The organism is Actinomadura sp. 9N215 (assembly GCF_044326345.1).
Taxonomy (GTDB): domain Bacteria; phylum Actinomycetota; class Actinomycetes; order Streptosporangiales; family Streptosporangiaceae; genus Spirillospora.
The window spans coordinates 426055-448219 of record NZ_JBIRBA010000003.1 but is presented as its reverse complement, the minus strand read 5'-3'; the positions used below and the strand labels follow the sequence as shown (position 1 = coordinate 448219).

The window sequence follows — 22165 nt, the reverse complement described above, 5'->3', positions numbered from 1 at the left end:
CCGCGCTTGCGCCCGCGCCGACCGCGCCCGTGAGGGAGGCGATTCGTCCCGAAGGCGTGTCGTCCGCTCCGACTCGCCCCTTCTGCGCTTAGGGTCGCCGCCATGGCCCGCAGGCTCCTCCCGATCGTGCTGCTGTCGGCGTCCGCCGCGGTCACCGCGTGCGGCGGCGGCGAACGCGCCCGTCCCGTCCACGGCACCGCCCGCGCCGAGGTCGCGGGCGTCCGCTACACCGCCGACCAGCTCGCCCAGGCGCTCCTCGTCCATGCCCCCGGCTACCGCCGCGCCGCCGACCCGGACGCCGGGGAGTACGGCACGCTGAAGGCCGTCCAGAACGCCGCCAGGCTCCAGCGCGAGACCGAGCTCGACAAGCCCCGCTGCGGGACGGCCCGTCCCGGCGCCGCCGTCGCCGCCGACGTCCCCGCCGCGCTCGTCACCTTCGCCAAGAAGGGCCTGACCGTCACCGAGACGCTGATGGGCATGCCCGCCGCGGACGCCGAGAAGCAGGTCAACGCGCGCGTCCCCGCCGGCTGCCTGCGGTTCCGCACCAAGATCGGCTCCCATCTGGCCGACCACCGCGTCGTCGAGACGCCGAAGGGGGAGATCGGCGAGGGCTCCCGCACCGTCGGCGTCGCCACCGTCAGCGGCGCCGCCCGCACCCGCACCTGGTACGTCGTCTTCCGCGGCCGCCACTACCTGGCCACGATCACCGTCTTCGGCCCCACCGCCACCCGCACCGAAGCCGAACGCCTGGCCCAGGCCGCCCGCACCCAAGCCACCGAGATCCTGCCCTAGCTCATTGGGGGGCGACCCCCCATACCCCCCGGCTGCGCGGCACGGGTCTCCTCGCTCCGGTCGCTGGCGCTCCCTGCGCTGCGGGGACGCGGCGCGCCGGGCATGCCCGCTGCGCTCGCAGAGCTCGCTCCGCGTGCCTGCCCGTAACCGTCGGCTGCGGTTCAATCTGCCGGGGTTCGGGTTCATGCTCCGCGTGTTTGCCCGTGACCGGCGGCGGAGGTTCAAACCTGCCGGGGGGCGTGCGGTGCGGGGGGTGGGGGGTTGCGGATAGCGTTCGGGTTACGTTGCGCGGAGAGCGGCTCCGGGCGGGTCGGACCAGGGAGTCTCGTTGATCGGTAAGGAGGGCCGGGTGACCGGCAGGGTCGCTCCCGGGACGGTCGGCGAGGTCATGATCCCTGTGCGGGGCGGGGTCGAGGCGTTCTACGCGCATCCCGTCGATCCGCGTGACGAGATCGTCGTGGGGACGATCGTCGTCGTGGTCGAGTACCACCCGCCGCGCACGGTGTACGTGGCGGCCGCGTTCGGGCAGTAGGCGAGAGGGGTCCCTCGGACGTTCTCCCAGAATGGGGCGTATTCAGGGGCGAACCAAACGATCGCTCGTTGCGTCTATTGGGAAACGCGGACGTGCCTGATCGGGGGGCCCGGCCGCCCACAACCGAAGAGGAGGCCGTATGCCCGTGCTCGCCGTGGTGATCGCCGTCGTCGTCGCACTCGTCGTGTTGATCATCTTGTTCAAGCTGGTCTGGCGGGTCGCCGAGCCGAACGAGGCTCTGATCATTTCCGGGCTGGGCGCCAGGTCCAAGCCGATCGACGGCGTGGACAGCCTCGGATTCAAGATCGTGACGGGCAAGGGCACCGCCGTGATGCCCGGCTTCCAGACGTCCAGGCGGCTGCGCCTGGACAGCCGCGCCTCCAACCTCGAAGTGAACTGCGTGACGCAGCAGGGCATCCCGGTCAAGGTCCGCGGCGTGGTCATCTACAAGGTCGGGGACGACTTCGTCTCGATCGCCAACGCCGCCCGCCGGTTCCTTGAGCAGCAGAAGTCGATGGACGGCGCCATCCACGAGCTGTTCACCGGCCACCTCCGTTCGATCATCGGCAACCTCACCGTCGAGGACCTCATCCTCAACCGCGAGCGGCTCACGTCCGAGACCCGGGGCTCGGCGGCCGACGAGATGAGCAAGCTCGGCCTGGTCGTGGACTCCTTGCAGATACAGGAGATCGACGACGAGACCGGCTACATCCGCAACCTGGGCCGTCCGCACGCGGCGCGGGTCGCGTCCGCGGCCCGGATCGCGGAGGCCGAGCGCAACCAGGAGGCCACCGTCCGGGAGCAGGAGACCGAGCGGGAGAACGCGGCGGTCATCCGCGACACCGAGATGAAGAAGGCCGAGTACGACGGCCAGGTGCAGCAGGCCGCGCAGCAGGCCCGCCAGGAGGTCATCACCAGGGAGACCCGCAACGCCGAGCTGGAGGCGGAGCGGACGGAGAAGCGGCTGGAGAGCGAGATCCGCAAGCCCGCAGACGCCCGCGCGTACGAGCAGGTCAAGCTGGCCGAGGCGGAGCGCGAGGAGCGCATCGCACAGGCCCAGGCCGCGGCGACGGAGATCCAGCTGCGGGCGCAGCGGCAGGCGGAGGCGACCCGGCTGCTCGGTGAGGCCGAGGCCCACGCGACCCGCCAGCGGGGCCTCGCCGAGGCCGAGGCGATCAAGGCCCGCGCGGAGGCGCTGGCCAAGAACACCGACGCCGTCATCGCGCAGCAGCTCGCCGAGCAGTGGCCGCAGATCGTCGAGGCCGGCGCCGGGGTGTTCTCCAACGTCGACAACATGATCGTGCTGAACGGCGCGCAGGGCGTCGAGGACATGCTCGCCAAGGCGCTCACGCTCGGCGGCACCGGCCTCGGGGTCGCCCGCCAGCTCCTCAGCAACCTGAACGTCCAGGACGGCAACGTCCAGAACGGTCACGGGCCGTCCGCCCCCGCGACGGTTCCGGCGGAGGCGCCCAAGGAGATCAAGGACCTCAAGGAGCCCAAGGAAAAGGAAGACGACTGACGCGCGTCCCCCTGACCAGCATGCGAGGCCCGGCCACCGTGCCGGGCCTTCTCGTGTCCGCCTGGGCGGGCGCCGTGCCCCCAATAGACTTCCCGCATGTCCGTCCCGCGGCTTGCAGTCTCCGTCGATCTCGTCGTGCTCACCGTGCGGGAGCAGCGGCTGTGCGCGCTGCGGTGGCGCCGCGACCGGGACCCGTATCTCGGGGCCTGGTCGCTGCCCGGCGGGTTCATCCAGCTGGACGAGGACCTGCCGGCAGCGGCGTCGCGGCTGATGGCGGAGCGGGCGGGGCTCGCGGACGTCCGGATCCACCTGGAGCAGCTCGCCACCTACGGGTATCCGGACCGCGACCCCCGGCAGCGGGTGGTGAGCGTCGCGTACCTGGGGCTGGCGCCCGATCTGCCGGCGTCCAGCCGCGCGCAGGTGCTGTGGACGGCCGTGGACGAGCTCGTCCACCAGGACAGGGCCGCGTTCGACCACCGCCGGATCCTGTGCGACGGGATGGAGCGGGCGCGGGCGAAGCTGGAGTACACGTCGCTGGCCGCCGCGTTCTGCCCACCGGAATTCACCGTCGCCGAACTGCGCCGCGTCTACGAGATCGTCTGGGGGAAGAGCCTGGACCCGCGGAACTTCCACCGGAAGGTCACCGGCGCGGACCGGTTCCTCATCCCGACCGAGCAGACCACGACCCGGGACGGCGGCCGCCCGGCCCGGCTGTACCGGCGCGGGGACGCCGAGCAGCTCCGCCCGCCGATGCTCCGCCCCCGCGGCCGCAGCCTCGCTTCCTGACCCCGTCTGGTGACAGAGCGTGACCTGTGGTGATGTCGCGGGCATCGCGGGACGGTTGCTATTTTCGCTGGCTATGAACGGTGAGTCGTCCGAAATGCTCAGCCTGCTCGTCCGGGACATCGGGGACGCCGGCGTCGCGGAGATGGCCGGATCGCCGGGACTGGCGGCGGCCGTCGACCAGCATGTCGCGGGCCTCCGGGAGGAACTCGGCGCGCCGGGCGAGACGCCAGGCGAGGACGAGCTGATGGGATACCTGCACAATTTCGCCGAGAGGGCGTTCAACCGCGGCTGGTGGCCGGATGACACCCGGGACTGGGAGTTCGTCCGGATCGTGGCCGTTTGCTGGATGATGCGGGACGCTGCGTAGGCTGGGGATCATCACCCCTGTGCACTGCTCGCTATCTGGAGGACAACGGTGTCCGAGGCAACCACTCCGCGCTTCCGCTCCGTCCTCGACCGGTTCGTGGCCTACAAGCCGGGCAAGGTCGTGGTGTCGCCCGAGGGCCGCTCGTTCAAGCTGTCGTCCAACGAGTCGCCGCACGGGCCGCTCCCGTCGGTCGTGGACGCGATCGGGGAGGCGGCGCGGAACATCAACCGGTACCCCGACAACAACGCGACCGCGCTGACGGAGGCGATCGCGGCGTTCTGCGGCGTCCCGGCCGATCACGTCGCGGTGGGCTGCGGCTCCGTCGGGATGACGCAGATGCTGCTGGAGGCGGTCGCGGAGCCGGGCGCGGAGGTGGTGTACGCGTGGCGGTCGTTCGAGGCGTACCCGCTGCTGGTGTCGCTGTCGGGCGCGACGGCCGTGCAGGTGCCGCTGCGGGACGAGGCGCACGACCTGACCGCGATGGCGGGCGCGCTCAGCGACCGGACGCGGCTGGTCTTCCTCTGCAACCCGAACAACCCGACGGGCACGATCGTCCGGCGGGCGGAGATCGAGAGGTTCCTTGACCGGGTCCCGTCCGACTGCCTGGTGGTGCTGGACGAGGCGTACCGCGAGTACGTCCGCGACGACGAGGTCCCGGACGGCCTCACCCTGTACGGCGACCGCCCGAACCTGGCGATCCTGCGGACGTTCTCCAAGGCGTACGGGCTCGCCGGCCTCCGGATCGGGTTCCTCATCGCGCATCCGCTGGTGGCGGGGGCGATCCGCAAGACGTTCCTGCCGTTCAGCGTGAACTCGGTCGCGCAGGCCGCGGGCATCGCGTCCCTGGCGGCGACGGACGAACTGCTGGAGCGCGTCGAGGGGACGGTCAAGGAGCGCGACCGCGTCCGGGACGCGCTGCTCGCCGACGGCTGGACGGTCCCGCCGACGGAGGCCAACTTCGTCTGGCTGCGCCTCGGCGTCCGGACGATGGAGTTCTCCGAGGCCTGCGACGCGCAGGGGGTGAGCGTGAGGCCGTTCCCCGGGGAGGGCGCCCGCGTCTCGATCGGCTCCCCGGAGGAGAACGACGCGTTCCTCGCCGTCGCCAAGTCCTTCCCGCACCGCAACTGAACCGGCGGCCGAGCTGAACCGGCGGCCGAGCTGAACCGGCGGTCGAGCTGAGCCGGCGGTCGAGCTGAGCCGGCGGTCGAGCTGAACAAGGCGGCATGCCCCCGGACGCGTGTGCGTCCGGGGGCACGGCGCGTCGCCCTCGTCAGCTGGTCTTGGCCGTGGGGCCCAGTTTCTCGACGATGAGGCGGTAGAGCTGGCGGGGACGGCCGGGCTGCGGCGTCCGGTTCGGCGGGAGCGGCCAGGCGAGGCCCTCCTCGACGAGGGTGCGGAGCAGGCGGCGGGCGGTGCGCGGGGTGACGCCGAGCATCTTGCCGGCGTTCTCCGCGTCGACGATCAGCGGCTGCTCCTGGTCGCCGAGCTTGTCGGCGAGGCGCGCCAGGATTTCGAGGCCCTTCGGCTTGGCCTGCGGCTGCGTGCGCGGCGGGGTGCGCGGGGCGGGGACGAGGGCGCGCCCGTCGCGGTCGAGGGCGAAGCCCTGCGCGCGCTGGGAGCTCTGGGAACGGGCGAGGGCGGCGCGGGCGTGGTTCTCCGCCTCGTGCGCGGTGCGGCCCATGCCGATGCCGACCTCGATGGCGAGGCCGAGTTCCTCGCGGACGCGTTCGACGAACGGCGGCGTCCTGAACCCCTCGGTGGACGAGGTGACGGACCCGCGCGTCGCGATGACGAGGTAGCTGTGGTCGTCCAGCGGCCAGACGGACGCGTTCATCCGGTGCGCCTCCTGGAGGAGGACGCGGTGCAGGGCGAGTTTCAGCTCGTCGCGCCAGTAGCGCGGGGTGACGCGGCGGGGCGTCTCGCGCAGGGTCGGGACGTCGACGAGCACGACGACGAGCTGCGACTCCTCCAGCCGGTGATGGGCGCCGAGCAGCGCGGCGGTCTGCAGGGAGCTGCGGATCGCGGCGCCGGTCGGGCGGACCCTGATGGTCGGGACGCCCGCCATCTCCATCCGCTCGGCGGTGGCGTGCACGCAGGTCATCGCGACGGTCGTCGCGCCGCGCCGCCACAGCCGCTCGTGGAACGCGGCGAGCGTGCCGGGCCCGGCGGACTCCTCGCGCAGGTGGACCTGCTCGGTGCCGAGGCTGATCTCGGAGTACGCCTCCTCGACCTCGGCGCGGCCGAGCACGTCGATGCTCACCCTGGACGGGTCGAAGCGCTCGTCGAGCGAGGCCCGCAGTAACGCGCCCTGCAACGCGGCGCCGTTCAGCGGGACGTAGGTGGCGGGCATGGTGAGGACGCCCGCTTTTCGCGCGAAGTCGTAGGGGACGGGGCTGGCGAAGAGGCACACGTCCACGCCCGACCCGAGCCGCACGACCTTGTCGGCGGCCTCCTGCTCGTCTCGGTAGGCGGCGGCCACCAGCCGGCTCGGTACCGGCGTGGGGCCGTGGCCCATCAGCATGACCCTTTCGACCAGGTCATGGGGGCCCACGACGCCGATCGTGAGGTCGGGGGTGACCGACCCCGTTCGTGCGGCCGTCATCGATGATCGCTCGCTTCCGGTCCATCCTCTCGGCGGGGGTCCGGCCCCGACCACGCGTTCGCGCACGCTCCGCCCAACCGTTGACTCATGGCATGTCGCCCCTGCCTTCTGACCCGTGCACCGCGGTTCCCGTGCGATTCGGCTTCCCTTGACCCCGCCCGCCGCCTTTGAAGCGGAGGAGCCTTCTCGTGGGCAGATCGGACCGGGGCGACGTTGTGTGACGCTCAGACCCGAAATCGAATCAAGAGTGCGGCGAAAAAGTAACCTACGGGACCCCCTAGTCAGTAATTTGTCACCATTCGGCCAGCCTTGATCCTGCATCTTCGGTCGTCCGAAGTTGAAAAACAAGACCCGAAATCATCCGGGGACGCCTGCTCTGACGCTGTTGTGCACAGGAGAGACCCGCAAGGTGCGGGTTTGGTTTACGCAAGGCCGAAACCCGTCCGTCCCGATGCCGGTCGGGCCGGAAAGACGAGTGATCCGTTACGGATGGTCCGCACGCGCGGGCCGGTGATTTTCTACCGGGTTACGGTCCGTCCGAACGGGACCGTTCCATAGGTTTCTTCCCAGCTCAGTGAGTCGTGGGTCACACCGCCGAGTCGTGGCCGCCGAGCCGTGTGTGAGCGTCCGGTTACGCACCGCTCACCATTTCTCGGCCCGGCGTTACACGATCCGTCAGGTGCTACTCCCGAGTTGGTCAGGACGGGGCCACATTCGGCCGTCCCGCCTTGGGCGGCGGTTCCGCACCGCCCTCATCCCGCCTTCGGCGAGGGTTAGTCGGCCTCGCGGACGATCTCGGCGCCGAGCTGCGAGAGGCGCTCGGCGGTGTGCGCGTGGCCGCGGTCCAGGTAGTAGGCGGAGGTGATCGTGGTCTCGCCCTCGGCGGCGAGCCCGGCGAGGACGAGGGCGCTGCCGCAGCGCAGGTCGTGGGCCTCGACCTCGGCGCCGCGCAGGCCGCGCGGGCCGTTCACCTTGGCGCGGTTGCCGTCCACCTCGATGTGCGCGCCCATCTTGCCGAGCTCGTCGGCCAGCTTGAACCGGCCGTCGAAGATCCGCTCGTAGATGTAGGACGGGCCCTCGGCCAGGCACGACAGCGCCATGAGGGGCGACTGGAGGTCGGTGGCGAAGCCCGGGTACTCGTCGGTGATGACGTTGATCGGACGGAGCGTCCGGTCGCGGCGGACCTGGAGCACCGCGCCCTGCTGGTGGAACTCGACGCCCATCTGCTCCAGCTTGTCGGCCGCGACGCCGAGGTGCTCCAGCGTGGCGCCGACGAGGTTCAGGTCGCCGCCGGTGATCGCGGCGGCCATCACGAACACGCCCGCGTCGATCCGGTCGGGCATCACGGTGTGCTCGACGGCGGTCAGCTCGTCCACGCCCTCGACGGTGACGAACCCGGTGCCGCCGCCGCTGATCCTCGCGCCCATGGCCTGGAGGATCGCGATGTTGTCGAGCACCTCGGGCTCCAGCGCCGCGTTCTTGATCAGCGTGGTGCCGCGGGCGAGCGCCGCCGCCATGATCAGGTTCTCGGTGCCGGTGTGCGAGGGCGTGTCGCAGTAGAGCGTCCCGCCGCGCAGGTCGCCGGCCTTGATGTGGATGATGCCGTCGCCGTTGTCGGCCACGTGCTCGGTGACCGTCGCGCCCATCCGCTTGAAGCCGTTGTAGTGGAAGTCGAGGTTGCGGCTGCCGAGGTTGCAGCCGCCTACGCCCTCGATGACCGCCTCGCCGAGCCGGTGCAGCAGCGCCGGGACGAACAGGAACGAGCCGCGGAACCGGGACGCGATGTCGGCGGGCAGCACCGGGCTGCTCAGCGACGACGCGTCGATCACCAGCGTGCGCTCGGTCTCGTGCAGCTCGGCCTTCGCTCCCACGGCCCTGGCGAGTTCCACCGCGCGGCGGACGTCCTCGATGATCGGGACGTTGCGCAGGACGGTCCGGCCCTTGCAGGCCATCAGCGAGGCGCCGATCATCGGCAGGACGGCGTTCTTGGCGCCCTGGACGAAGACGGTGCCGTGCAGCCGCCGGCCGCCGCGCACGCGATAACGAACCTCGTGGCCCATGCTCATGCCGCCTTACTCCTTCTCGGTGCGGATAGTTCCTGCAAGTGGGAGCACGAGGGCCGAGCGCGCCGAACGGTCCCCCTTCTGCGCCAACGCGACCCCAGTAAACCATCGGGACGGGTGTGTCGTGCCCGGCCCGCGCCACGTGGGCATCAGTCTGTCCGTTGGGATGCCGGCGGGCCGGGAAAAGTTCAGTGTTCCCTGCTCGCGGCGAGGTAAAAGACCGAGATCAGGCGGGTCGGCCCGGTCGGCCCGCACCGGATTCGATGACCTCGACCGGGTCGCCGAGCGTGAGCGCGCCGAGACGGCGGGGCACGCAGTTCTGGCCGAACTGGATGCCGCGGTCGCGGGTGCGGTAGGTGGCGAGCGTCCGCAGCGGTTCGCGGCCGCGCTCGCCGGTCTCCTGGTCGGTGGTCGTGACGACGCAGCGGCTGCACGGCCGGACGACCTCGATGACCGTCTCACCGATGCGCAGCAGGCGCGCGTCGTCCTCGCCGAACGCGCCGAGCCCCTCGACGACGAGGCTGGGCCGGAACCGGTTCATGGGGAGCGGCTCGTCCAGGCGCGCGTTGAGGTCGGCGAGCGACTCGGCGGAGATGAGCAGCAGCGGGTAGCCGTCGGCGAACATCACCTCGCCGCCGCCGTGGCGCGTGGGCCGGTGCCCGGTGAAGCGCACCAGCCGGCAGTCATGGCCGAGGACGGACGCGAACCACCCTGCCGCCTCATCGCCCTGGTCGACGCCCTGCGCCTCCTTCCGCTGGACGGTCACGTCCAGGACCTCGCCGTCGTCCAGCGCCTTGTGGACGAGCGGTGCGGCGGCGCCCGGAGCGTTCACCGTGAGGATCTCGCCGTCGTAGGACGGACGCAGCAACGCCATTTCCGCGAGATCCCGCTGCGACATGAATCGTCCCTCGGGCGTGATGAGCATGAACTCGCGATCGAACGGCAGACCCCGGGCGGTCAATTCCGCACTGCGCAGGCTGGTTCCGCCGCCGCCCTTGAGTGGGTAGGCGTTGAGTTCGACGAGCGTCGCCGTCAAGGTCCCTCCCGGTGGGCTGGATCGGTTACTGGAGAGCGGCGGTTACTGGAGAGCAGCGGTCTATTGGAGAGCGGCCAGGCGGTCGAAGACGGGGCTGAGCCGCTCGACGAAGCGTTCGGGGCGGCACACTTCGTCCAAGCGCGCTTCGTCCAGTTTCAGGCCCGCTTCGGCGGCGCGCTTGCGCAGCGTCTCGCGGAACGGGACGCCGCTCTCCCACGTTTCCATCGCGGCCTTCTGGACGAGCGGGTACGCCTCGTCGTCGCGCGACATCCCGGCCTCGACCAGTTCGAGCAGCACGGTCGAGGTGTAGATGAGGCCGCCGGTCGATTCGAGATTCGCCTTCATTTGCGCCTCGTCCACGACGAGCCCGGACATGAGGCGGTTCGTCAGGTTCAGCATGTAGTCGAGGGCGACGGACGCGTCCGGCAGCGCGATCCGCTCCGTGGACGAATGCGAGATGTCCCGCTCGTGCCACAGCGGAATGCCCTCCAGGACCGGGACGACCTGCGCCCGCACGATCCGCGCCATCCCCGCGAGCCGCTCCGAGATGATCGGGTTCTTCTTGTGCGGCATCGCCGACGAGCCCTTCTGGCCCTTCCCGAACGGCTCCCACAGCTCGCGGACCTCCGTCCGCTGCCCGTGCCTGACCTCCAGCGCGACCGCCTCGCACACCGTCGCCGTGATCGCCAGCGCCGACACCCATTCGCTGATGCCGTCCCGCATGACGACCTGCGTCGACACGTCCGCGGTCCGGAGGCCGAGCTTGCGCGCGACGTGCAGCTCGACGGCCGGGTCGATGTTGGAGTACGTCCCGACCGCGCCCGAGATCGCCATCACCCCGACGGCCTCGCGCGCGCGCCGCAGCCGGTCGCGCGAGCGGGCCATGGCGAACGCGAAGTCGGCGACGCGGTGGCCCCACACGTCGGGCTCGCCGTGGATGCCGTGCGTCCGTCCGACCCGGAGCGTCGCCCGGTGCGCCAGCGCGTGGTCGCGCAGCGTCGCGACGAGCGCGTCGGCCTTGGCGAGGAGGATGTCGGTGGCCTCGACGAGCTGCAGCGCCAGCGCCGTGTCCAGCAGGTCGGACGACGTCATCCCGAAGTGGACGAACCGCGCCGCCTCGCGCGGCTCGGTGTTGTCCGCCCACGCCGACAGGAACGCGATCACGTCGTGCTGCGTGACCGCCTCGATCGCGTGCACCGCCTCCGGCGTCGGCGGCGGCGCGTTCCGGACCGGCTCGACCACCTCCGGCGGGATCGTCCCGGCCTCGGCGTGGGCCTCGACCACCAGGGTCTCGACCTGGCACCACAGCTCGTACTTGTGCGCGTCGCTCCAGACGCGTCCCATTTCCGGAAGCGTGTACCGTTCGATCACCCGACGATTGTCCCAGGTCGCGCCGTCCGCCGCCCGGCCGGGGCGTCGGGTGTCAGGCCTGGGCCCTGACGGCCTTGAGCGCGATGTCGGCCCGGTGGTGGGAGCCGCGCAGGCCGATCTTCGAGACCGCCGCATAGGCGGCGTCGCGGGCGCCGCCCAGGTCGGCGCCGGTGCCGACGACGTTGAGGACGCGCCCGCCCGACGCGACGAGCCGTCCGTCCGCGTCCACCCTGGTGCCCGCGTGCAGGACGTACGCGCCCGCGACCGCGGACGCCTCGTCAAGGCCGGTGATCTCGTCGCCCTTCACCGGTGCCGCCGGATACCCCTCCGCCGCCACGACGACCGTGACCGCCGCCCCCGGCCGCCACTCGGGCCGGAACGCCGGGTCGAGCCCGCCGAGCGCGCACGCCTGGAGCAGCTTCCCGATCGAGGTGGCCAGCCTGTCCAGGACGACCTGCGTCTCCGGGTCGCCGAAGCGCGCGTTGAACTCCACCACCCGCACGCCCTTGGACGTCAGCGAAAGCCCCGCGTACAGGACGCCGACGTACGGCGTCTCGCGGCGGCGCAGCTCGTCCACCGCGGGCTGGACGACCGTGGACATGACCTCGTCCACGAACCCCGGCGGCGTCCACGGAAGCGGCGTGTACGCGCCCATCCCGCCCGTGTTGGGGCCCGCGTCGCCGTCGTAGGCGCGCTTGAAGTCCTGCGCGGCCAGCAGCGGGACGGCGTTCTCGCCGTCGCACAGCGCGAACACGGAGACCTCGGGGCCGTCCAGGAACTCCTCGATCACCACCCGCTCGCATCCGGCGGCGTGCCGGGCCGCGGCCGCCCTGTCCTCGGTGACGACGACGCCCTTCCCGGCCGCGAGCCCGTCGTCCTTCACCACGTAGGGCGGGCCGAACGCGTCGAGCGCCTCCTCCACCTGCATGGTCGTGTCGCAGACGCGCGCGTCGGCGGTCGGCACCCCGGCCTCCGCCATGATTTCCTTCGCGAACGCCTTGGACGCCTCGATCCGCGCGGCCGCGCGATCCGGCCCGAAGCACGGGATACCCGTCTTCCGGAGCGCGTCGCCGACGCCCGCGACCAGCACGGCCTCCGGCCCGACCACCACGAGCTCGACGCGGAGCCGTCCCGCCAGCTCGGTCACGGCCGTCGGATCGGTCGGGTCGAGCTGGTGGTTGTCCGCGATCCCGGCCGTGCCCGGGTTGCCCGGGGCGCAGTGGAGGGCGGTGACGGCAGGGTCGCGGTGCAGGGCGCGGGCGAGCGCATGCTCGCGGCCACCCGATCCAAGGACGAGTACTCGCACGCCACGCGAGCTTACTGGCACCAGCCGAGACGGCCGTCACCCTACGGACGAGGGCTGAGGCGGCCGTCGCCTCACGGGCGCGGGCTGTCGCCTCACGGGGACGGGCTGAGGCGGCCGTCACATCGGTCGCGTGTGAACCTCGCCGATGCGGGCGGCGTCCTAAATGTCGGCTGGTAAGCTTCCACCGGCTTGACCGCTTGCGGTGAGACGTGTGAAAGGAGGTGGTCGGGATGAGTCCTGGTGATCCTTGCAGTTCGCCGGAAAACCCTCACAGTCCGGGCAGGACTGTCCGACCGTCCGCCTCCCTCTGGCGTCCGGCCACCGCTCCCGCGCGCTCCCTTCGCTGACCGGCCTGGGTTGAGCGCGCCACAGCGCGCGTGGCCGGCGGGTTAGGAGCCCCTCATGGCCATGACACGAGTCCGCCCCGGCCGCGCACTGTTCAAGACGCGTGGCCGTCCCGGCGGCGTCCAGGCCCCGCACCGAGACTCCGCCGTCATCGACTGGGCCGCCTACATCGACGGGCACCGCGCCTCGACCGGCACCGTCGCCGACGCCGTCCGCCTCATCCGGGATGGACGCCTCACCGCCGACGGCGACAGCGCGGGCTTCGTCTGGGTCGGCCTGCACGAGCCGTCCGCCGCCGAGCTCACCGAGCTGGCCGAGGTCTTCGGCCTGCACCCGCTCGCCGTCGAGGACGCCATCAACGCCCATCAGCGCCCCAAGCTGGAGCGCTACGACGACGTGCACTTCGTCGTCATGAAGACCGTCGGGTACGTGTCCAGCGGCCCGGGCGGCGCCGAGATCGTCGAGACCGGCGAGATCATGATCTTCTGCGGGCCCGACTTCGTCGTCACCGTCCGGCACGGCGCGCACGGCGCGCTCGGCCCCGTCCGCGGCGACCTGGAGAAGGACCCGGCGCGCCTCGCGCTCGGCCCGGCCGCCGTCCTGCACGCCGTCGCCGACCGCGTCGTGGACGGCTACGTCTCCGTCGCCGAGGCCGTCATGGAGGACATCGACGAGGTCGAGGAGGCCGTCTTCTCCCCGGAGCGCACCGACGAGTCCCGCAGCATCTACCGCCTCAAGCGCGAGGTCATCCAGCTCAAGCGCGCCGTCGGCCCGCTCGCCGGCCCGCTGCGCCACCTGACGGGGCGCCGCTTCGTGCCCGCCGAGATCAAGGAGTACCTGCGCGACGTCGAGGACCACCTCACCCGCGTCCGCGAGCAGGTCGAGGCGTACGACGAGCTCCTGAACCCGATCCTGCAGGCCCACATGACGCAGGTCACCGTCGCCGACAACAAGGACATGCGGAAGATCTCCGCCTGGGGCGCCATCTTCATGGTCCCCACCGCCATCGCGGGCATCTACGGGATGAACTTCGACGTCATGCCCGAACTCCGCTGGCGCTACGGCTACCCCATGATCCTCTGCGTCATCGCGATGGCCTGTTTCTCGCTCCACCGAGGCTTCCGCCGCAACGGCTGGTTGTGATCTTTTGGGGGGAGCGACCCCCCAATCCCCCCGGCTGCGCGGCACGGGTCTCTTTGTCCATCGGGGGGCGACCCCCCGAGCCCCCCGGCTGCGCGGCACGGGTCTCCTCGCTCCGGTCGCTGGCGCTCCCTGCGCTGCGGGGACGCGGCGCGCCGGGCATGCCCGCTGCGCTCGCAGAGCTCGCTCCGCGTGCCTGCCCGTAACCGGCGGCTGGGGTTCAGGCCTTTGGCGCTTGGGCTGCGAGGAGTTGGTGGAGGCGGTCGGGGTAGTCGGTGACTATCGCGTCTACGCCGTATTTGATGAAGCGGGTCATGTCTTCTGGGGTGTTGACCGTCCAGACGATGACGGGGAGGCCTGCGGCGTGGGCCTCGTCCACCAGGGAGGACGTGGTCAGGACGTGTTCGGGTGAGACGGCCGTGGCGCCGATCGTCGCGGCGGCGGAGACCGGGGCGTCCGGTGGGAGGCCCGCCAGCCAGGCCGTCTCCGGGACGAGGGTCTTGCGCTCGAACAGGGCCACGCGGCCGAACTCCGGGTGGTGGTCGCGGGCCAGGGTCAGGACGCGCCAGTCGAAGGCGAGGAGGTTCGTCCGTCCGGTGAGGGCGGCGGACGTCAGGACGTCCACCGTGGCGGCGAGGAGGCGTTCGAGTTCGGCGACCGGCCAGGCCGGGTCGGTTTTGAGTTCGACGGAGAGCCGCACGTCCGCCGGGGCCAGCAGTTCGCACGCCTCGGTGAGGGTGGGGATGCGGGCCCCGGGGACGGGGGTCTGCGTGAATCGGTCGTGGCGGCGGGCGCCCGCGTCGACGGTGCGGAGCTGGGCGAGGGTCAGGTCGCGGATCCGTTTGCCGACGTAGGGGTAGGCGGGGTCGCCGGGACGGACGGGTTCCGTGTCGGTGAGGTTCGCCGGGGAGAGGGCCTGGTCGTGGTTGAGGACGACCACGCCGTCGGCGGAGAGGCCCACGTCGAGTTCGATGGCGTCCACGCCCAGGTCTAGGGCGTGGGCGAAGCCGGGGAGGGTGTTCTCGGGGCGGAGGCCGCGGGCGCCGCGGTGGCCGTGGATCTCGACGGGCACGCTCAGACCAGGGAGCGGAGGGAGAGCGTCTGGTCGCGGCCGGGTCCGACGCCGATCGCGGAGATGCGGCAGCCGGACATCTCCTCCAGCGCGCGGACGTACGCCTGCGCGTTCTTGGGGAGATCCTCGAACTTCTTGGCGCCGCTGATGTCCTCGTGCCAGCCGTCCAGGTACTCCAGGACGGGCTTGGCGTGGTGGAACTCCGTCTGCGTCGTGGGCAGCTCGTCCGCGCGGACGCCGTCGACCTCGTACGCCACGCACACCGGGACGCGGTCCAGCCCGGACAGGACGTCCAGCTTCGTGAGGAAGTAGTCGGTGACGCCGTTGACGCGGGTGGCGTAGCGGGCGATGACGGCGTCGAACCAGCCGCAGCGGCGGTCGCGTCCGGTGGTGACTCCGTATTCGCCGCCCGTCGTGCGCAGGTATTCGCCCTGCTCGTCGAGCAGCTCGGTGGGGAAGGGGCCCGAGCCGACACGGGTCGTGTACGCCTTGATGATGCCGATCACGCGGCTGATCTTCGTGGGGCCGATGCCGGAGCCCGCGCACGCGCCGCCCGCCGTCGGGCTGGACGACGTCACGAACGGGTACGTGCCGTGGTCGAGGTCGAGCAGCGTGCCCTGCGCGCCCTCCAGCAGGACGACCTTGCCGTCGTCGAGCGCCTCGTTCAGGACTAGCGTCGTGTCGGCGACGAACGGCTTGAGCCGCTCCCCGTACTCGACGTACTCCTGGACGATCGGCCCGGTCTCGATGCGGCGCCGGTTGTAGACCTTCGTCAGGACCTGGTTCTTCTCGCGCAGCGCCAGGTCGAGCTTCTGGGTGAGGATGTTCGGGTCGAACAGGTCCTGCACCCGGACGCCCATCCGGTTGATCTTGTCGGCGTAGGTGGGGCCGATGCCGCGTCCGGTGGTGCCGATCCTGGCCTTGCCGAGGTACCGCTCGGTGACCTTGTCGAGGGCCCGGTGGTGCGGCATGATCAGGTGCGCGTTCGCCGAGATCAGCAGCCGTTCGCAGCTCACCCCGCGGTCCCGCAGGCCGTCGATCTCGTGGAGCAGCACGGCCGGGTCGATGACGACGCCGTTGCCGATGACCGGGACCACGTCCGGCGACAGCACCCCGGACGGCAGCAGGTGCAGCGCGTAGCTCTGGTCGCCGATGACCACCGTGTGCCCGGCGTTGTTGCCGCCCTGGTAGCGGACGACGTAGTCGACGTCCCCGCCGAGCAAATCTGTGGCCTTGCCCTTGCCCTCATCTCCCCATTGGGCTCCGACAAGAACGATGGCAGGCATGCCACATTTCCTTCCCACGACGAAGGCCCCGGTCGCCGCAAGCGCGCGAAGGGGCCTCTTGCGATCAAAGCGTACCCGCACCTGGACGGCAAGGAAACCGGCGGCGAACGTCCGCGCCGGTCACGGCCCCGGGTGCGGCGCGGCGGTAAGCCCGCGCGGCGAACACGATCACTTATGGTTACTCAATGGCTACGTTTCGTGACTATGTGCGAGGACAGGGTTCATGTCGGCACATCGCCGTGCCGCCCCATCGAGAGGAGAGACCATGTCCTCGTCCACACTCACCCGCACCGTCGCCACCGGCCTGGCGGCCGCGCTCAGCGCCGCCGCGCTCAGCGCCGCCATGCTCGGGCTCGCCGGGTCCGCGCACGCCCAGGCCGGGCCCGTGTCCTGCGACGCGTCCGGCGCCAGCCGGTTCACCCCCGGTGTCCAGGCGGCTCCCCAGCCGGTCGCGGTCACCTATGTGGGCGACGACCGCGCCTGCCAGGACCCCGGCGGCGCCTTCACCTCGGCCCGGATCACCGCGAATTTCCGCAACGTCACCCTGAGCTGCCTCGCCAGCTACCCCGGCCCGGTCTCGGGCAGCGGCAGCGGCACGGTCCACTGGAGCAACGGCGAGCAGAGCGAGGTCGACCTGACCCTGGAGAATTCCACGCTCAACTCGGCCTCGGTGACCGGGACGGTCCGGGAGGGGCCGTTCGCGGGCCAGCGGTTTACGGGCAAGTTCGCCACCGACCTGGCCGCGGGCGCCTTCAAGTGCTCCTTTGGGGCTCCGGTTGGCGGTGTGAGCTCGGCGGACTTCACCGGTAGCTACACCGTCGGCTGACCCACCCCGCCGCGCGCGCCGCGCCGCACGCGCCCCGGCCCGGATGTCCGGAAGGACGGAACCAGCTCGATCCGGGCCGGGGTTCGCGCGTCAGGGGGCGGTGCGGCGCGGCCAGTAGTTCTCGGCGAACAGGCGGGCGACCAGCTCGCCGCGGGAGGAGACGCGCGTCTTGGCGAACACCGCCTTGACGTGGTCGCGGACGGTGTGCGGGGAGATGACCAGCGTGGCGGCGATCTCGGCGGTGGGCAGGCCCCGCGCGACGAGCTGGGTGATCTCCAGCTCGCGGGCGGACAGGCCGTACGCGTCCGCGATGATCGGCGCCATGTCGGACCCGGCGGCGGGCTGGACGACCACCGCGGTGGGGCCGGGTGCGCCGTCCGGGCCGTCCGTGCAGGACGCGTGGCAGACCAGCCACTGGCCGTCGCGGGTGCGGATCCGGATGCGGGCGGCCCCGCGGTCGTGTTCGGCGGCCACGGCGCGGGCCTGCGCGGCCGTCCCGACGAGCCAGACCGGCAGGGGCGGCCCGACCGGTGAGGGGGCGGTCGGGCCGTCCGGGAGCCGGTCGAGGTGGTGGCGCGCCTCGTCGTTGATCGAGATGGGCGTCCCGAACGGGTCGAACAGGATCAGCCCCGGGTCCTGCGGCTCCGCTGCCGCCCCCGCCGCGCGGACGGGCCTGGCGAGCTCCCGCAGCCGGTCGGCCAGCGGCCCGGACAGGCCCGCCACCAGGGAGATCTCGGCGGGACCGAACGGTTCGCGGCCTTTCTCGCGGAACAGGCTGACGACGCCCCACGGCCGGTCGCCGATCCGCAGGACGGCGCGCAACTCGTCCCCCACGCCCTGGCGGCCGAGGAGCTTGCGGTACTGGGCGCTGCGCGCGGGCAGGCCGCCGGTGCTCGCCGCGAGCCCGGCGGCGGGGACGGCGGCGCGGGCCAGTTCCCGGAACGGGATCACGGTCTCCTCCAGCAGCGCGCACTCCCAGTAGGCGAAGCATTCCTCGCCGCGTCCGAGGTTCTCCACCCGCATCGGCGCGGTGATCAGCCCGGTCTCCGGATCGGTCGCCGACCATGCCGCGGCCTGGAAGTCCATGAGCCGCCGCAGCCGGGCGGACGCGCCGCCGAACAGGTCGGACGCGTCGCGCGCATGCGCGGCCCGGTCGAGGAGCGCGCGCCTTTCCCGCTGGTCGATCACGCATTCAGTCTGCCCGGCGGGCCGGGACGTCCGTACCCCTCAGGTGGGGGATTCCGGGCCGGAACGTCCCCGCGCCCGGGGGATGGGACGGGCGCGGCGCGGCGGCGAGGCTCGGCGGCATGGAACTAGCGATCATCGGGGCGGGCGCCGCGGCCGTCGGACTGCTGGACGCCCTGGACCCCGCGGCGGCGACGTCCGTGACCGTGTTCGACCCCGCGCCGGAGCCCTGGCGCGGCCGTCCCTACCAGGCCGACCTGGACTCCGTCCTGGTCAACGCCCCACCGGCGATCATGTCGATCCGCTTCGACGACAGGGACCACTACGCGCGCTGGCTCGACGGCGGCACGGTGGACTACACGGACGAACGGCTCGGCCACCCGATCCCGCCCCGCGCCGTGTACGGCGGATACCTCGCGGACACCGCCGAGGCCGCACTCGCCCGCTTCGACCGCGCGGAGGTGATCCGGACGGCCGTGACCGCGATATCCCTGGACGAGCGCCCTACGGTGCACACCGCGGACGCACGGCTGCACACCGCCGACCGGGTCGTCCTGTGCGTCGGCGGAGGCACGCCCCTCGACCACTACGGCCTGGCGGGCGCGTCCGGTTTCGTCGCCGACCCGTACCCGCTGGAACGGACCCTCGCCGACGTCCCGCCCGGACGGGACGTCGCCGTCATCGGCGGTGGCCTGACCGCCGTCGACATCGCGGTGTCGCTGGCCGCGCGCGGGCACACCGGCCGGATCACCCTGGCGTCGCGCAGCGGGACGCTCCCCTACGTCTGGCAGCGTCCGGTCGAGACCGGCGTCCGGCACCTGACCCCCGACCGCCTGCGCTCGGACGGCCCCACGACGCTGGAGCGGCTCACCGCCCTGATCCGCACGGAACTCGCGGAACACGGCGAGAGCCTGGACGACCTGGCCGCCTGGATCGCCGCGACGGCGCGCCGGCGCCCGGCCGAGAGCCTGCGGGAGCAACTCGGCCTGGTCGACGATTCCCATCTCGGACGGCGCATCCTGCAAGAGGCCGCGCACATCGCCGGACCCCTCGCGTGGCGCCTGCTCCCCGCCCCCGACCAGGAGCGGCTCCGCGCCCGCCACTTCCGGACGATCACCAGCCTCGCCTCCCCGATGGTGCCCCGCAACGCCGCCGTCCTCCTGGACCTGTTCGACGCGGGGACGCTGGAGTCGCCGGCCGGAATCGAGAAGATCGAGGCCGGGGACGGCGGGTTCCGGATCATTCACGGCGGGGGCGTCCGCACCGCCGACGTCGTGATCAACGCGGTGAACCCGCCGCCGCACGCGATCCCCCGCGCGGCGGAACGGCTCGTGTCGTCGCTGCTCGGCCAGGGCGCGGCGCAGCACCCGGACGGCGGCCTCGTCACCGACCCCGGCAGCGGCCGGATCGTCGTCGGCGGACGTCCCGACCCCCGGCTGCACGTGGTCGGTGACCTGGCGGGCGGTGGGCCGTTCCTCGTGTCCGGCATCCCCGGCGTCGCCGCCCAGGCACACCGTGCGGCCCGGTCGGTCAGGCGGTGAAGTAGTGGCCTTCCTCCAGGTCGGGGATGAGTCCGGGCTCGGCGGGGTCCCAGCCGAGCAGCTTCCGCGTCACCTCGCTCGACGGGTGTCCGACCGCGAAGAGACCAGCCGCCGCCCTAACGGGACCGGCACGCCCGGCAATGACGAATGAGGGCCCGACACAACAGAGGCCGCCCCAACCAGAGGACCTCCGCGTCCAGGACAGCGTCAACGATCAGGTCGGCGTCCACGACCGACGCGGCGTGAAAGCCGCCGACCTGACGGGTCGCCTCCACCCAGCACTCGAAACACCGCCGGGACGCGGCACCGGCTGCGCCCCTCACGACACCAGTTCGCCGACCGCAGCCCCTGTCGGCCGCAGCCTGGCGGGTGCAGGTCTTGCAGGCCAAAGCCTGTCGGCCGAAGGCCCTGACGGGTGCAGGACTGCCGACCGCAGGCCTGTCAGGTGCAGGCCCTGCCAGGCACAGCCCTGGCGACCGCAGCCGGACGGGTGCAGGCCTGGTCGGGTGCAGACCTGCCGGGGCAAAGCCCTGCTGGTCTGGTGGGTGGCGGGGCGGGGTGGTGTCAGGTGGTGGTGAGGGTGTCGGCGGCGGTTTCGCTGCTGTCGCGGAGGAACGTCTTGCAGCGTTCGGCCTCGTCGTCCTCGCCGATGGCGGCGGCGGCGCGGCCGAGGGCGTGCAGTGCGCGGAGGAAGCCGCGGTTGGCCGCGTGCTCCCACGGGATGGGGCCGTGCCCCTTCCAACCGGCGCGGCGGAGCTGATCCAGGCCGCGGTGGTAGCCGGTGCGGGCGAACGCGTACGAGTCGATGACGCTGCCGTTCGCGAAGGCGCGGTCGGCGAGCTCCGCCCAGGCGGCCGGGTAGTCGGGGTGACGCGCGGCGACTTCGAACGGGTCGACGCCGTTCTCCAGGGCCGTGCGGGCCTCGATGTTGTCCGGCAGTTCGGTCGGGGACGGGCCGCCGAGCAGGTTCTGGGTCATGCGGGTCATCGTAAGCAGGCCTGTCACGTCCGCATCAACCCGGGTCACGACCCGGCGTGACCAGTTCGCGCCGCGCACCCGCCCAGGTGAGGCCCGCTCCGCCCCGGTCTGACCCAACTCCGACCGATCCGGTGCGGCCGATGCAGGCGCGGCCGATGCGGCTCCGGTCGATCCGGGTGCGGTCGATCCGGGTGCGGCCGGTGCAGGTGCGGGTCCGGTCGATGCGGGTCCGGTCGGTGTGGGTCCGGTCGGTGTGGGTGCGGTCGGGCCGAGTTGTCGGGGCAATGGCGGAGTGGGTGTCGGTGTCGGGGTGTTAGGCGGGCATGGGGAGGGGCAGGTGGAAGCGCGCGGCGCCGCCGTCTCTGGTTGAGCGGGCCGCGGGCCAGCCGTGCTGGACGAAGAGGACGGCGCCCCGATTGGTGAGGATGACGTCCGCGCCGAACTCGGTGATGCCGCGCCGTCCGGCCAGTTCGGCGAGTCGGGCGACCAGCACGGTGCCGACGCCGTGCCGCTGCCACGGGTCGGCGACGAGCACGGCGACGTCGGCGCTCCAGCGCCGCTTCGTGTGGCGGATGTACTCGGCGATGCCGATGATCTCGTCGCCGTCCAGCGCGACCAGGGCCTCGCGGTCCCAGTGGTCCAGGGTGTTCAGCAGGCCGAGGTAGTGGTCCGGGATGCGCGGGGTTCCGGAGAAGAAGCGGGTGTAGAGGCTGGTGGCGGACAGCCGGTCCGACATCCGGCGGACGCGCTCACGGTCGGCGACGCCGTACGGACGCACCCGGATCCCGCCGCATCCCACACCCCGCACATCGAGTTGCTTCATAAAACTCATTGGACAGCAAAAGGTTGCGTGAAGCAACTCATTAGGAGTCAGGCGTGCTGCCCCGGACGGGGCACGACATCGGCGGGTCCCAGGATCGCGCCGCAGGAATCGCAGGTGAAACGCGGGGTCAGTGCGCCGTCGCAACCGCGATGGCCGATGACCACGGGCGGCCCGTCGGGCGCGTAATGCCGGTCGCCCCACATCATCAGCGTCATGATGGCGGGCCACAGCTCGACGCCCTTGCGCGTGAGCCGGTACTCGAACCGCTCCGGTCGCTCCTGGTACGGCACGCGGCGCATGATGCCCTCGTCGCACAGCCGCCCGAGCCGGTCGGTGAGGACGTTGCGCGCCACGCCGAGCACGTCCTGGAAGTCGTCGAAGCGCCGCACGCCCTGGAAGGCGGTGCGGATCAGCAGCATCGTCCAGCGGTCGCCCACGACCTCCAGCGACCGCGCGACCGAGCAGTTCTGCGACTCATAGGTGCGGGGTAGTGCCACGCCTCCGACCCTACCCAAGTTTCGTCAAACAACGCGCCTGCTCCAGGCGGCGTCGGCGGGGCAGGCGCGCCGCCCGTGCGGGAAGCACGCCGCACGCG

At 71.9% G+C, this 22165-nt stretch carries 20 protein-coding genes; 9 read left to right on the top strand and 11 right to left on the bottom strand.

Translation table 11 applies throughout. The annotated features are described in order from the left end of the window. Nucleotides 1–102 precede the first annotated feature (102 nt). From ACH34T_RS07510 to hisC, 6 genes are all read left to right on the top strand, one after another. A complete protein-coding gene (locus tag ACH34T_RS07510) occupies nt 103–792 on the top strand; it encodes a hypothetical protein (RefSeq protein ID WP_395991246.1) in 690 nt (229 codons plus the stop codon). 349 nt (nt 793–1141) lie between these two features. After that, a complete protein-coding gene (locus tag ACH34T_RS07505) occupies nt 1142–1324 on the top strand; it encodes a hypothetical protein (RefSeq protein WP_395991245.1) in 183 nt (60 codons plus the stop codon). Between the two features lie 139 nt (nt 1325–1463). Further along, nucleotides 1464–2843: a flotillin family protein gene (locus ACH34T_RS07500; protein WP_395991244.1), complete on the top strand. Its 1380-nt coding sequence runs from the start codon at nt 1464–1466 to the stop codon at nt 2841–2843. A 96-nt stretch (nt 2844–2939) separates the two neighbouring features. Next, nucleotides 2940–3629, top strand: a complete 690-nt coding sequence (locus ACH34T_RS07495; protein WP_395991243.1) for an NrtR DNA-binding winged helix domain-containing protein — start codon at nt 2940–2942, stop codon at nt 3627–3629. Nucleotides 3630–3702: 73 nt separating this feature from the next. Next, on the top strand, nt 3703–3996 hold the full coding sequence (locus ACH34T_RS07490; RefSeq protein ID WP_395991242.1) for a DUF6401 family natural product biosynthesis protein: 294 nt from the start codon (nt 3703–3705) through the stop codon (nt 3994–3996). A 48-nt stretch (nt 3997–4044) separates the two neighbouring features. Beyond that, nucleotides 4045–5124: a histidinol-phosphate transaminase gene (gene hisC / locus ACH34T_RS07485; protein WP_395991241.1), complete on the top strand. Its 1080-nt coding sequence runs from the start codon at nt 4045–4047 to the stop codon at nt 5122–5124. A 142-nt stretch (nt 5125–5266) separates the two neighbouring features. On the opposite strand, the gene ACH34T_RS07480 is transcribed toward hisC, so the two are convergent. From ACH34T_RS07480 to purD, 5 genes are all read right to left on the bottom strand, one after another. After that, on the bottom strand, nt 5267–6598 hold the full coding sequence (locus ACH34T_RS07480) for a transcriptional regulator (protein ID WP_395991240.1): 1332 nt from the start codon (nt 6596–6598) through the stop codon (nt 5267–5269). 773 nt (nt 6599–7371) lie between these two features. Then, nucleotides 7372–8658: a UDP-N-acetylglucosamine 1-carboxyvinyltransferase gene (gene murA, locus ACH34T_RS07475; protein ID WP_395991389.1), complete on the bottom strand. Its 1287-nt coding sequence runs from the start codon at nt 8656–8658 to the stop codon at nt 7372–7374. Between the two features lie 229 nt (nt 8659–8887). Continuing rightward, nucleotides 8888–9697, bottom strand: a complete 810-nt coding sequence (locus ACH34T_RS07470) for an MOSC domain-containing protein (RefSeq protein ID WP_395991239.1) — start codon at nt 9695–9697, stop codon at nt 8888–8890. Between the two features lie 60 nt (nt 9698–9757). After that, nucleotides 9758–11068: an adenylosuccinate lyase gene (gene purB, locus ACH34T_RS07465; protein ID WP_395991238.1), complete on the bottom strand. Its 1311-nt coding sequence runs from the start codon at nt 11066–11068 to the stop codon at nt 9758–9760. Nucleotides 11069–11120: 52 nt separating this feature from the next. Continuing rightward, entirely contained in the window at nt 11121–12374 is a 1254-nt protein-coding gene (gene purD, locus ACH34T_RS07460; RefSeq protein WP_395991237.1) for a phosphoribosylamine--glycine ligase, read from the bottom strand. A gap of 402 nt (nt 12375–12776) precedes the next feature. Here purD and ACH34T_RS07455 point away from each other — a divergent pair, with 402 nt between their 5' ends. After that, nucleotides 12777–13862, top strand: coding sequence for a magnesium and cobalt transport protein CorA (locus tag ACH34T_RS07455; protein ID WP_395991236.1), 1086 nt, complete (start codon nt 12777–12779; stop codon nt 13860–13862). 217 nt (nt 13863–14079) lie between these two features. Here ACH34T_RS07455 and ACH34T_RS07450 read toward each other — a convergent pair whose 3' ends face one another. Together ACH34T_RS07450 and ACH34T_RS07445 are read right to left on the bottom strand one after the other, a co-directional pair. Next, on the bottom strand, nt 14080–14931 hold the full coding sequence (locus tag ACH34T_RS07450; RefSeq protein WP_395991235.1) for a glycerophosphodiester phosphodiesterase family protein: 852 nt from the start codon (nt 14929–14931) through the stop codon (nt 14080–14082). Nucleotides 14932–14933: 2 nt separating this feature from the next. Further along, nucleotides 14934–16217 carry an adenylosuccinate synthase gene (locus ACH34T_RS07445; RefSeq protein WP_395991233.1) on the bottom strand — a complete coding sequence of 428 codons (1284 nt, stop codon included), beginning with the start codon at nt 16215–16217 and terminating at the stop codon, nt 14934–14936. Nucleotides 16218–16482: 265 nt separating this feature from the next. Between ACH34T_RS07445 and ACH34T_RS07440 the strand changes: the two genes are divergently transcribed. Further along, nucleotides 16483–17043, top strand: a complete 561-nt coding sequence (locus ACH34T_RS07440; RefSeq protein ID WP_395991232.1) for a hypothetical protein — start codon at nt 16483–16485, stop codon at nt 17041–17043. 90 nt (nt 17044–17133) lie between these two features. Here ACH34T_RS07440 and ACH34T_RS07435 read toward each other — a convergent pair whose 3' ends face one another. Continuing rightward, the gene (locus ACH34T_RS07435) at nt 17134–18231 is read right to left on the bottom strand and encodes a response regulator transcription factor (RefSeq protein ID WP_395991231.1); all 1098 of its coding nucleotides are present in this window, start codon (nt 18229–18231) and stop codon (nt 17134–17136) included. A gap of 119 nt (nt 18232–18350) precedes the next feature. Here ACH34T_RS07435 and ACH34T_RS07430 point away from each other — a divergent pair, with 119 nt between their 5' ends. Then, a complete protein-coding gene (locus ACH34T_RS07430) occupies nt 18351–19769 on the top strand; it encodes an FAD/NAD(P)-binding protein (RefSeq protein WP_395991230.1) in 1419 nt (472 codons plus the stop codon). A 564-nt stretch (nt 19770–20333) separates the two neighbouring features. On the opposite strand, the gene ACH34T_RS07425 is transcribed toward ACH34T_RS07430, so the two are convergent. From ACH34T_RS07425 to ACH34T_RS07415, 3 genes are all read right to left on the bottom strand, one after another. Next, nucleotides 20334–20756 carry a DUF3151 domain-containing protein gene (locus ACH34T_RS07425; RefSeq protein WP_395991229.1) on the bottom strand — a complete coding sequence of 141 codons (423 nt, stop codon included), beginning with the start codon at nt 20754–20756 and terminating at the stop codon, nt 20334–20336. Between the two features lie 304 nt (nt 20757–21060). Beyond that, nucleotides 21061–21570, bottom strand: a complete 510-nt coding sequence (locus ACH34T_RS07420; protein WP_395991228.1) for a GNAT family N-acetyltransferase — start codon at nt 21568–21570, stop codon at nt 21061–21063. Between the two features lie 47 nt (nt 21571–21617). Continuing rightward, nucleotides 21618–22067, bottom strand: coding sequence for a winged helix-turn-helix transcriptional regulator (locus ACH34T_RS07415; protein ID WP_395991227.1), 450 nt, complete (start codon nt 22065–22067; stop codon nt 21618–21620). Nucleotides 22068–22165 lie beyond the last annotated feature (98 nt).